9 protein-coding genes are annotated in these 10,837 nt (G+C 74.0%); 7 read left to right on the forward strand and 2 right to left on the reverse strand.

All coding sequences use genetic code 11. The annotated features are described in order from the left end of the window. Positions 1 to 127: 127 nt before the first annotated feature. The 4 genes from RYN42_RS17690 (at position 128) to RYN42_RS17705 (ending at position 5,881) form a co-directional block, all read left to right on the forward strand. A complete protein-coding gene (locus RYN42_RS17690) occupies positions 128 to 1,432 on the forward strand; it encodes an aspartate aminotransferase family protein (protein WP_315098144.1) in 1,305 nt (434 codons plus the stop codon). Between the two features lie 36 nt (positions 1,433 to 1,468). Further along, positions 1,469 to 2,233: an SDR family oxidoreductase gene (locus RYN42_RS17695; RefSeq protein WP_315098146.1), complete on the forward strand. Its 765-nt coding sequence runs from the start codon at positions 1,469 to 1,471 to the stop codon at positions 2,231 to 2,233. Positions 2,234 to 2,303: 70 nt separating this feature from the next. Next, the gene (locus RYN42_RS17700; RefSeq protein WP_315098159.1) at positions 2,304 to 4,076 is read left to right on the forward strand and encodes an ABC transporter ATP-binding protein; all 1,773 of its coding nucleotides are present in this window, start codon (positions 2,304 to 2,306) and stop codon (positions 4,074 to 4,076) included. Next, positions 4,073 to 5,881 carry an ABC transporter ATP-binding protein gene (locus RYN42_RS17705; protein ID WP_315098148.1) on the forward strand — a complete coding sequence of 603 codons (1,809 nt, stop codon included), beginning with the start codon at positions 4,073 to 4,075 and terminating at the stop codon, positions 5,879 to 5,881. Before RYN42_RS17700 ends, RYN42_RS17705 begins: the two co-directional genes overlap by 4 nt. Positions 5,882 to 5,915: 34 nt before the next feature. Here RYN42_RS17705 and RYN42_RS17710 read toward each other — a convergent pair whose 3' ends face one another. Next, positions 5,916 to 6,671, reverse strand: coding sequence for a MerR family transcriptional regulator (locus RYN42_RS17710; RefSeq protein ID WP_315098150.1), 756 nt, complete (start codon positions 6,669 to 6,671; stop codon positions 5,916 to 5,918). Positions 6,672 to 6,705: 34 nt separating this feature from the next. Then, the gene (locus RYN42_RS17715; RefSeq protein WP_315098152.1) at positions 6,706 to 7,368 is read right to left on the reverse strand and encodes an HAD hydrolase-like protein; all 663 of its coding nucleotides are present in this window, start codon (positions 7,366 to 7,368) and stop codon (positions 6,706 to 6,708) included. A gap of 99 nt (positions 7,369 to 7,467) precedes the next feature. On the opposite strand from RYN42_RS17715, the gene pnuC reads away from it, so the two are divergent. From pnuC to RYN42_RS17730, 3 genes are read left to right on the forward strand one after another with little or no spacing between them, the layout of a single operon-like run. Further along, complete coding sequence (gene pnuC, locus RYN42_RS17720; RefSeq protein WP_315098154.1) at positions 7,468 to 8,052, forward strand: nicotinamide riboside transporter PnuC; 585 nt, start codon at positions 7,468 to 7,470, stop codon at positions 8,050 to 8,052. Further along, on the forward strand, positions 8,049 to 9,107 hold the full coding sequence (locus tag RYN42_RS17725; protein WP_315098156.1) for an AAA family ATPase: 1,059 nt from the start codon (positions 8,049 to 8,051) through the stop codon (positions 9,105 to 9,107). Before pnuC ends, RYN42_RS17725 begins: the two co-directional genes overlap by 4 nt. Then, positions 9,104 to 10,705 (forward strand): ATPase, encoded by a 1,602-nt coding sequence (locus RYN42_RS17730; RefSeq protein WP_315098157.1) that lies wholly within the window; start codon positions 9,104 to 9,106, stop codon positions 10,703 to 10,705. The genes RYN42_RS17725 and RYN42_RS17730 overlap by 4 nt, the downstream gene beginning before the upstream one ends. Positions 10,706 to 10,837: the final 132 nt, after the last annotated feature.

The following is a 10,837-nucleotide window of genomic DNA, read 5'->3' on the forward strand; positions in this document are numbered from 1 at the left end:
GCGCCGGGGGGGCCGGGGGGTTTGCCCCGGCCGCCCGCCTCGTCGGCGCGGGGGGGGCTGGGGTCGGGCGGGGGGGGGGGGGGCCCCGCGGCCCCCCCCGCGGCCCGCACCACCGAGGAGAGGCACCATGACCACCGACGACGACGCCACCGCGCTGCGTCTCGACCGCGCCCACGTCTTCCACTCGTGGTCGGCGCAGGCCCATCTGAGCCCTCTGGTCATCGCGGGCGGGCTGGGGTCGACCGTGTGGGACCACGCGGGCCGCAGGTACCTGGACTTCTCCAGCCAGCTCGTCAACACCAACATCGGGCACCAGCACCCCAAGGTGGTCGCGGCCATCCAGGAGCAGGCCGCGACGCTCACCACGGTGGCGCCGGCGACCGCCAACCTCACGCGCGGGCGCGCCGCCGAGAAGATCCTGAGCCACGCGCCGGCCGGCTTCTCGTCCGTGTTCTTCACCAACGGCGGGGCCGACGCCAACGAGAACGCGATCCGCATGGCCCGGCTGCACACCGGCCGCGACAAGGTGGTGTCCGCGTACCGCTCGTACCACGGCAACACCGGCGCGGCCGTCGTGGCGACCGGGGACTGGCGGCGGGTGCCCAACGAGTACGCCCGCGGGCACGTGCACCACTTCGGCCCGTACCTGTACCGCTCGGAGTTCTGGGCGACCACGCCCGAGCAGGAGAGCGAGCGGGCGCTGCACCACCTGGAGCGGGTCGTCCAGGCGGAGGGACCGGGCTCGGTCGCCGCGATCCTGCTGGAGACCATCCCGGGCACCGCCGGCGTCCTCGTCCCGCCGCCGGGGTATCTGGCCGGGGTGCGCGCGCTCGCGGACCGGTACGGGATCCTGCTCGTCCTCGACGAGGTCATGGCCGGGTTCGGCCGCACCGGTCGGTGGTTCGCGTTCGACTCCTTCGACGTGGTGCCCGACCTCATCACCTTCGCCAAGGGCGTCAACTCCGGGTACGTGCCCGCGGGCGGCGTGATCCTCAGCGACCCGATCGCGAAGACGTTCGACGACCAGGTGTTCCCCGGCGGGCTCACCTACTCGGGCCACCCGCTCGCGATGGGGTCGATCGTCGCCGCCCTCGACGCGATGGCCGACGAGGGGATCGTCGAGAACGCGGACGCGATCGGCCGGGACGTGCTCGGCCCGGGTCTGGCCGAGCTGGCGGCGACGAACCCGCTGGTCGGTGAGGTGCGCGGGCTCGGGGTGTTCTGGGCCGTCGAGCTGGTCAAGGACCAGGGGACCCGCGAGCCCGTCGACCCCGCGCTCATGGGCCGCATCAAGGCCGGCGCCCTGGAGCGCGGGCTGCTCCCGTTCCTCGCGGACAACCGCGTGCACGTCGTCCCGCCCTGCGTCGTCACCCCCGACGAGGCCGCCACCGGGCTCGCCCTGCTGACCGAGGTGCTCGCCGAGGTCGTCTAGCCTCCTGCCCGTCCGACACCACCCTGGAGCCCTTGCATGAGCACTGCCACGCCCCGATCCCGCCGCGCCCTCGTCACCGGGGCGTCCTCCGGGATCGGTGCCGCGACCGTCCGCCGTCTGCGCGCCGAGGGCTGGGACGTCGTCGCGACCGCCCGCCGCGCCGACCGCCTGGCCGCTCTCGCGCAGGAGACGGGTGCGGACGCGATCGTCGCGGACGTCACCGACGCCGCCGACGTGGCGCGCCTCGCGGCCGAGGTGGCCGAGGGCGGTCCGCTCGACGTGCTCGTGAACAACGCGGGCGGCGCGTTCGGGCTCGACCCGGTCGAGTCGGCCGACCTGGACCACTGGCGGCAGATGTACGAGCTCAACGTCCTCGGCACGCTGCGGGTCACGCAGGCCCTGCTCCCGCAGCTGCGCGAGGGCGAGGGCGGCGACATCGTCGTGGTGACCTCGACGGCCGCGCACGGCACCTATGAGGGGGGCGCGGGGTACGTCGGGGCCAAGCACGCCGAGCGGATGCTGGCGACGACCCTGCGCTGGGAGATCCTCGGCGAGCCGATCCGGATCATCGATATCGCGCCGGGCGCGGTGGCCACCGAGGAGTTCTCGATGGTCCGCTTCGACGGCGACAGCGAGCGCGCCGCGGCGGTCTACGCGGGCTACGAGCCGCTGGTGGCGGACGACATCGCCGACGCCATCGCGTGGTCGCTGAGCCGCCCCGCGCACGTGAACGTCGACCTCCTCGTGGTCCGCCCGCGCGCCCAGGCCAGCAACAACAGGGTCGCGCGCACCGGCGGGTAGATCGGCCGGGCACCTGTGGGTGGCCGTCCGTAGTGTGGGGGCGTGCCCCCCCCAGTCCACGACTCGCGTCCTGCTGCGCCTGCGACGGTGGGCTCGCCCGGCGCTCCCACGCATCGCGCTCGGCGGACTGACGTCGCTCGGTGCGAGCCTCCTCGCGCTGGCGGTGCCCCAGGTGCTGCGCGTGATCGTGAACGGCCCGCTGCTCACCGAGGGCTCCCGCCGCGGGGTGGTCCTGGGTGCGCTCGTCGTGCTCGGTCTCGGCCTGCTGGAGGCGTTCCTCGTCTGGTGCCGACGGGCGCTGATCCTCGCCCCGGGCACCACCGTCGAGCGGGACATGCGCACCGACCTGTTCCGGCACCTGCTTGACCTGCCGGTGGAGTTCCACGACCGGTGGCCGGGCGGCCAGCTGCTGTCCCGGATCATGTCCGACCTCGGCACCATCCGGCGCTGGACCGTCTTCGGCCTGGTGATGCTGCTGGTCAGCGCCACGACGGTGGTCGTCGGGATCGGGCTCATGCTGGCCACGAGCTGGGTGCTCGGGCTCGTGTACCTGGTGGGTGCGGTGCCCATGATCTGGCTCGGCTTCCGCTTCCGCGAGGACTACAAGGTGGTCGCGCGGCAGGCCCGGGACCAGGCGGGGGACCTGGCCACGACCGTCGAGGAGTCGGTGCACGGGATCCGGGTGCTCAAGGCGTTCGGCCGCGGCGAGGACGCGCTCGACAGCTTCGTGCGGCAGGCGGACGACCTGCGCACCACCGAGGTGCACAAGGCCAGGACGCTCTCCCGCGTCTCCTTCGCGCTCGGTGCCCTCCCCGAGGCGATCCTCGCGGTCTCGCTCGGCATCGGCGTCGTCCTCACCTCCCGCGGGGAGCTCAGCGTCGGCGCCCTGGTGGCGTTCTTCGCCACCGCGGCGGTGGTGAACAACCCCGTGGAGCGCCTCGGCATGCTGCTCGCCATGACGCTGGACGCCAAGGCCGCGACCGACCGCTACCTGCAGGTGATGGACACGGCGTCGACCGTCCAGGACCCGCGCGCACCCGTCCCGCTGCCGGTCGCCGGCCCCGCCGGGTCGCGCGTCGAGCTCTCCGGCGTGCACTTCGCCCACGCCCGCGGCGGTGCGGACATCCTGGCGGGCATCGACCTGGTGCTCGAGCCCGGGGAGACCATGGCGCTGGTCGGGCTGACCGGCAGCGGCAAGACGACCCTGCTCCAGCTGGTCCCGCGGCTCTACGACGTCACGGCGGGCAGCGTGCGGATCGACGGCGTGGACGTCCGGGACCTCACGCGGGCGGACCTGCGCTCGGCCGTGGCGGTCGCGTTCGAGGACCCGATCCTGTTCTCGGCATCCGTGCGCGAGAACGTCCTGCTCGGCACCGACCTGACGGGACCGGCCGCGGACGAGCTGGTGCGCGACGCCCTCGAGGTGGCCCAGGCCCAGTTCGCGTACGACCTGCCCGACGGGCTCGACACCGTGATCGGTGAGGAGGGGCTGAGCCTGTCGGGCGGCCAGCGGCAGCGCGTCGCCCTCGCCCGCGCGATCGCGGTCCGCCCGCGGGTGCTCCTGCTCGACGACCCGCTCTCGGCGCTCGACGTGACCACCGAGACCGCGGTGACGGCCCGGCTGCGCCAGATGCTCACGGGGACCACCACGCTGGTGGTCGCGCACCGCCCGTCGACCGTCGCGCTGGCCGACCGGGTGGCGGTGCTCGAGAACGGGCGGATCACGGGAGTGGGGCGGCACGCGGACCTGCTGTCGACCCACCCGCACTACCGGTACGTGCTCACGGCGCTGTCCGCGCTGGACCAGACCGGTGCCGACGAGCTGGCGCAGGTGCGGCCGTGAGCGCCCCGACCTGGGAACGCGAGGAGTCGCGACGGATCCGACGGCGCTCCCTCGGTCTGCTGCGCTCGCTGCTGCGGCCGGTCGCCGGACCCGCGTGGGGGACTGCGGCCCTCGTGGTGGGCGCGCAGCTGTCCGCCGTCGCCGGTCCCGCGCTCGTGGCCTACGGCATCGACCAGGCGCTGCCGGCCCTCACCGCCGGTGACGCGCGCCCCCTCACGCTGGCGACGGCCGCCTACCTCGCCGCCGCCCTGCTCGGCGGGCTGCTCACCGCCGCCACGGTCCGCGCGTCGGCCCGGGTCAGCCAGACCATGCTCCTGGACCTGCGGCGCCGGGTGTTCCGGCACACCCAACGGCTCAGCCTGGAGTTCCACGAGTCGTACACGTCGGGCCGGATCATCTCGCGGCAGACCTCCGACGTCGACGCGCTGCGGGAGCTGCTCGACGGCGGGGTCACGACGCTCGCGTCCGGGGTGCTGGCCATGCTCTTCACGGCGACCTCGCTCGTCCTGCTCGACTGGCGCAGCGGGCTGGTCCTGCTCGTCGCCGTGGTGCCCGGCGTCGTGCTCACCCGTTGGTTCCAGGTGCGCTCCCAGGCGCAGTACCGCAAGCAGCGGACGGCGGCCGCCCGGCTCATCGTGCGGTTCGTGGAGACCATGACCGGCATCCGCGCGGTGCAGGCGTTCCGGCGCGAGCCGCAGGTCAGCGGCGTCTACGGCGAGCTGGCGGAGGACTACCGGGAGACCAACGCGCGGTCCATCCGGCTCAACGGCGTCTTCGACACCGGGCTCGTGCTCATCGGCAACGTCACCGTGGCCTCCGTGCTCCTGGTCGGAGGCCTGCGCGCGCTGGACGGTGCGCTCGAGGTCGGGGTGCTCGTCGCGGCAGTCCTCTACGCGCGGCGGTTCTTCAACCCGCTCGCGCAGATCGGCATGTTCTACAACTCGTTCCAGTCGGCGACGGCGGCGCTCGAGAAGGTCGCGTCGCTGCTCGCCGAGGAGCCGACCGTGCCCGACCCGGCGCAGCCGGCGCGGCTCGCCCACGCGCGCGGCGACGTGCGGTTCGAGGACGTCGAGTTCGGCTACGGCACCGGTCCCACCGTGCTGCCGCACGTCGACCTGCACGTGCCGGCCGGGCAGTCGATCGCGCTCGTGGGCCGGACCGGGGCGGGCAAGTCGACCATCGCCAAGCTGCTGGCGCGGTTCTACGACGTGCGGGCGGGGTCGGTCCGCCTGGACGGGCTGGACCTGCGCGAGATCGACCCGGGCGACCTGCGCCGGGCGGTCGTCATGGTGACGCAGGAGGCCTACCTGTTCTCCGGCTCGGTCGGTGCGAACATCGCTCTCGGCAAGCCGGAGGCGACCGCCGAGGAGATCGAGGCCGCGGCCCGGGCGGTCGGGGTGCACGACCTCATCGCCGCGATGCCGGACGGGTACGCCACGGAGGTGGACAAGCGGGGGGTGCGCCTCTCGGCGGGCCAGCGCCAGCTGGTCTCGTTCGCCCGCGCGTTCCTGGCCGACCCGGCGCTGCTCATCCTCGACGAGGCGACCAGCTCGCTCGACGTGCCGGGGGAGGCGCTGGTGCAGCTCGGACTGCAGACCCTCCTCGCCGACCGCACGTCGGTGGTGATCGCCCACCGGCTCTCCACGGTGATGGGGTCCGACCGGGTGCTGGTGATCGACGGTGGTCGGATCGTGGAGGACGGCTCGCCCGCGGAGCTCGTGGCGGCGGGCGGCGGGTTCGCCGAGCTGCACGCCGACTGGCAGCGCTCGCTCGCGCGGTCACCCGCCGGACCCACGACTCCCTGACGTCGCCGGCCTGCCCGTCTGGGCCTGTCTGGGCCTACAGGTGCCGGGCCGCGTACTCGTGCAGCGCGTCGCGCACGAACGTCGCCTGCTGCTCACCGCCGTAGCTCGCCGCGAACCGCGGGTCGGCCACGTACATCTCGGCCAGGCCGACGACGTAGTCCTTCACGGGCGTCGACCCGTGCCCGGGCGTGCCGGGGATGGCGCCCAGCCACGCGACGTGCCGGCGCGCCAGGTCCTGCGCCTCGTCCGACACCGGGTCGGTGCCGGCGTCCGCGGCGGCGGCCCACTCGGTGGCGAGCCGTGCGGTCGTCGCCTTCCACGCGGCCCGCTCCTCGTCGCTCATCCCGCGCCACCAGGCGTCGGACGTCGCGTACGCATCGGCGCCCCAGCGGCGCTCGACCTCCTCCTTGTGCTCGGTGTGGTCGAACCCGTCGAACATGTCCTCGGCCATGAGTGGCCCTCCGTCCTGTCGTGCGCTGATCGTCCGTTCGACCGAGGCGGCCTGCCGCTCCAGCCGGCGCTGCTCGCTGCGCAGCCACCCGAGGTGGTGGCGCAGCGCGGTGGTCTCGTCCTGCTCGCGGTCGAGCACCCGCCTGATGTCCGGCAGCCCGAGCCCGAGCCCGCGCAGCAGCAGGATCCGCTGCAGCCGGACCAGTGCCCGGTCGTCGTACCAGCGGTACCCGTTGTCGCCGACGCGGCTGGGCTCGAGCAGCCCGATCGCGTCGTAGTGCCGCAGGGTGCGGCTGGTGGTGCCCGTCAGGCGGGCCACCTCCTGGATCGATGCCTCCATGTCGTCCACGGTAGGAGTTGACGCAGCGTCAAGGTCAAGCGGTGGCGACGACCAGTCTGCGCAGCACCGCGGTGGTGAGCTCCGACGGGGTGTCCACGAGCTCGGCGGCACCGGCGGCGAGCAGCTCGCCCGGTGCGGCGTAGCCCCACGTGACGCCGATCGTCCGGATGCCGTTCTCGGTCGCACCGTGCACGTCGTGCTCCCGGTCGCCGACCATGACGAGCGGGCTCGCGCCGGGGTTGGCCGCCAGGGCGGCGGCGATGACGTCCGCCTTGGTCGACGTCGACTCGTCCAGGGGCGCGCCGAAGATCCCGTCGACGAGGCCGGTCAGCCCGAACGCGTCGCAGATCGGGTGGGCGTACACCTCGGGCTTGGAGGTCGCCACCACGAGCCGCAGCCCGGCGGCGCGCAGCTCGACGAGCGCCTCCGGGATGCCGTCGTACACGCGGTTGTCGCGGATCATCCCGTCGACGAACACCGCCCGGTAGGCGCGCACGGCCTCGGTCACCCGGTCCAGCGGCACGCCGTGCGCCGGGAAGCTCTGCGTGATCGGCGGCCCGACGAACGATCGGAGCTCGGCCGGCGACGGCACCGGCAGGCCGAGGGTCCGGTACGTCGTGGCGATCGCGGCGGTGATGCCCGGGGCCGAGTCGGTGAGCGTGCCGTCGAGGTCGAGGAGGACGAGGGGAGAGGTCACGCGTCCGATGATGCCTCGTGGGCGCGGGCGGCTCGTCCGCCGTCCGCCACCTACGCTGGCCGCCATGACGAGCACCGACACCCTGCCGGGCACCTGACCGTGGGCTGGGTCGAGATCCTCGGGTTCGTCACCGGCGCCGTGTGCGTCTGGCTGGCCGCTCGGGAGAGCGTGTGGAACTTCCCCGTGGGCATCGTCAACACCGGACTGTTCCTGGCCCTGTTCGCGTCGACGGGTCTGTACGCCAACGCGGGGCTCCAGGTGGTGTACCTCGTCCTGAACGCGCTCGGCTGGTACTGGTGGCTGCGGGGCGGACAGGATGCGGGGGTCCTCGCCGTGCGGCGGACCCCGCGGCTGGTCTGGCCGATCGGTGCAGCCGTCGTCGTCCTGCTGACCGCCGCGCTCACCGTCCTGCTGCGCGACGCGTCCGCCGCGCCGTTCTGGGACTCGCTCACCACGGCGCTCGGCCTGGTGGCCCAGCTGATGATGGGCCGCAAGTGGCTGGGCAGCTGGGCGGTGTGGATCGTCACGGACGTCCTGCTGGTGGGCCTGTACGCGAGCCAGGGGCTGTACCTGACGGCCGTGCTCTACGCGCTGTTCATCGGCCTGTGCGTCCAGGGTGCACGGCGCTGGCGTCGGGTGACGACCGTGCGGCCCGTGGTGCCCGAGCCGGTGGCGGTCCGGTGAGCCACGGGCTGGTCATCGGCAAGTTCTACCCGCCGCACGCGGGCCACCTCGCGCTCGTGCGGGCCGCGCTGGCCCGCTGCGACCGGGTGACGGTCCAGGTGCTCGGCTCGTCGCGGGAGAGCCTGACCCCCGAGCTGCGTGCGTCGTGGCTGCGCGCGGAGCTGCCGGGCGCGCACGTCGTGGCGGGGAGGGACGACGCCCCGGTCGACTACGCGAGCGAGCACGCGTGGGACGCGCACCTGTCCGTGATCCGCGGCCTGCTCGACGCCCCCGTGGACGTGGTGCTCACCTCGGACGGGTACGGCGCGGAGCTTGCGCGCCGGCTGGGCGCGACGTGGGTGCAGGTGGACCCGGGCCGTCGTGGCACGCCGGTGTCCGGCAGCGCCGTGCGGGCCGACCCCGGCCGGTTCTGGTGGGCGCTGCCCGCCACGGTCCGCGCCTGGTTCGTGCGCCGCGTCGTGGTGCTCGGCGCCGAGTCGACCGGGACGACGACGCTGGCCGAGGACCTCACCGCGCACTTCGGCCTGCCGGCGGTCGCCGAGTTCGGCCGCGAGTGGTCGCGCGTGCGGCCCGGCGGGTTCACCGCGCCCTGGCACACGGCGGAGTTCGACCTGGTGGCCCGCGAGCAGGCCCGGCGCGAGGACGACGCCGCGGCGGCCACCCCGGTGCCGCTGCTCGTGTGCGACACCGACGTGCTGGCCACCACCGTGTGGCACGAGCGCTACGTCGGGCACCCGTCGCCGAGCGTCGTCGGGCTCGCCGCCGAGCGCGTGCCGGACCTGTACCTGCTCACGGGCGACGAGATCCCCTTCGTGCAGGACGGGCTGCGGGACGGCGAGCACCTGCGGCACGCGATGCAGGACCGGTTCCGGGAGGTCCTGGCGGCGCAGCCGGCACCGTGGGTAGAGCTGCGGGGGAGCCGTCCGGAGCGGCTGGAGCGGGCCCTCGCGCTGGTCGAGCCGCTCCTGACGAGCCCACGCGAGCTCGCGGACCCCCTCGAGGAGCGCAACGGCGACCTGGTGGACGTGGGCGACCTGAGAGACTCCGTCGCGTGACCGATGCGCAGCACGACCTCGGCCAGGTGTCCGCGGCCCCGACGCGTGCGGGTGCCCGCAGTCCCCGTGCGGACCGGCTGGACCTGGACGTCGAGCAGCTCTTCGCCGACGCCGACGGCTCGCTCGCCGCACCGGCCGGTCCGGCGCCCCTCGACGAGAAGCTCCGGCAGGCGTACTTCTGGATGGTCAACCACGCGATCATCAGCCCGCACTACGACGTCGAGTTCCAGGACGTGACACGTCCCCGCACGCACTTCCGCCTGGGCGACTCCAAGGCGGTGGTGGAGCTGCCGACCGACCAGTCGTACTCGTCGTTCGTCCTGCTCCCGCTGCTGACGTTCGCGGTGCGCGGGCGCTGCCTGCTCGTCGGCGGCCCGGGGCGCGGCAAGACGGCGAGCGCGATCCTGATGGGCGTCCTGGCGGGCTATCCGGTCCGCGAGGTCCGCCGCGCGATGCAGCACGGCCACCCGCAGCTGACCGTCCAGGACATGTTCGGCACGCCGCTGCCGCGGGACCTGGTCGCCGCGGAGAGCCTCGCGGACATCGAGGTGGCGTGGCGCTCGTGGCTCGGGCTGCGCGTCAAGATCGTCGACGAGTACAACCGCATCCCCACCCGGACGCAGTCCGCCCTGCTCACCGTCCTGGCAGACGGGTACGTGGAGGTGTTCGACCAGGTCTACGAGACGGGCGCCGCGGCCTGGTACCTGACCGCCAACGACGACGCGGGCGGCGGCACGTTCCAGGTGGTCGATGCCCTGCGCGACCGGATCGACGTCGTCGTGAAGGCCCTCTCGTTCAACTCGCGGTTCGTCGGGGACCTCGTGGACCGCGCCGAGCGGGGGGTGCGCCCGGAGGAGAACGTCCCGCCGGCGATCGTCTTCGACGCGGACGAGCACGAGCGCCTGCACCGTGAGGTGGTCGCCGTCCCGATCCCCGTGCCGGTCCGCCGCCGCCTCGAGTACTTCGCGGCGCAGCTGGAGCTGCTGGAGCGCGCGGCCCGACAGCTGGAGTACCGCACCAAGGACACCGCGCGGCTCGCCGGGCAGGACCCCCACCTGCTGGCGGCGCTGGACACGGGCCGCGACCAGCGCGCGGACATCGGGGCGCAGACGCTCAACGGCCTGTCGGTCCGGGCGCTGCAGTCGCTCGTCGCGTACGCCAAGGCGATGGCGTACTTCCGGGGGAACGCCGAGGTCACGCTCGACGACCTGCGCGCGGTGCTCCCGTTCGTCCTGCACGACAAGCTGCAGCCGGACCTGCAGTCGCCCGCGTTCGACGACCCGGAGCGCGAGTCGCTGCGCACCGACCGCGTGTCCTGGATCCGCGACCTGTTCGACACCGCGTGCCGGCAGTACGACGCCGAGGGGCTCGACACCGACGACCCCGTGGGCCGCATCCTGGCCGAGCTCGCGGTCGGCCTGGACGGGTTGACGGAGAGCGAGGTGCGCCGCCGGCTGGCGCAGATCGAGGGCGTGCTGTCCGGGTGGGAGGACGCCACCAAGCTGCACGGCAGCCTGTTCGAGGACGCCCTCGCGCTCAAGTACGCCCACCAGCGGTACTCGGCGTACCTCTCGTGGCTGCGGTGGAGCGGCGCGTGAGCGACGGCGTCGACCGCGGGTCGGCGTTCGGGCGGTGGCTCGCGGACGACCGCAGCGCGGTCGACGCCCTGCTGGCCGGCGCGCTGGCCCGCGGCGGGGACCGGGACGCCGTGCGTGCGGCGGTCGTGGAGG

The sequence above is a fragment of the uncultured Cellulomonas sp. genome (assembly GCF_963527515.1).
In the GTDB taxonomy this organism is placed as follows: Bacteria; Actinomycetota; Actinomycetes; order Actinomycetales; family Cellulomonadaceae; genus Cellulomonas.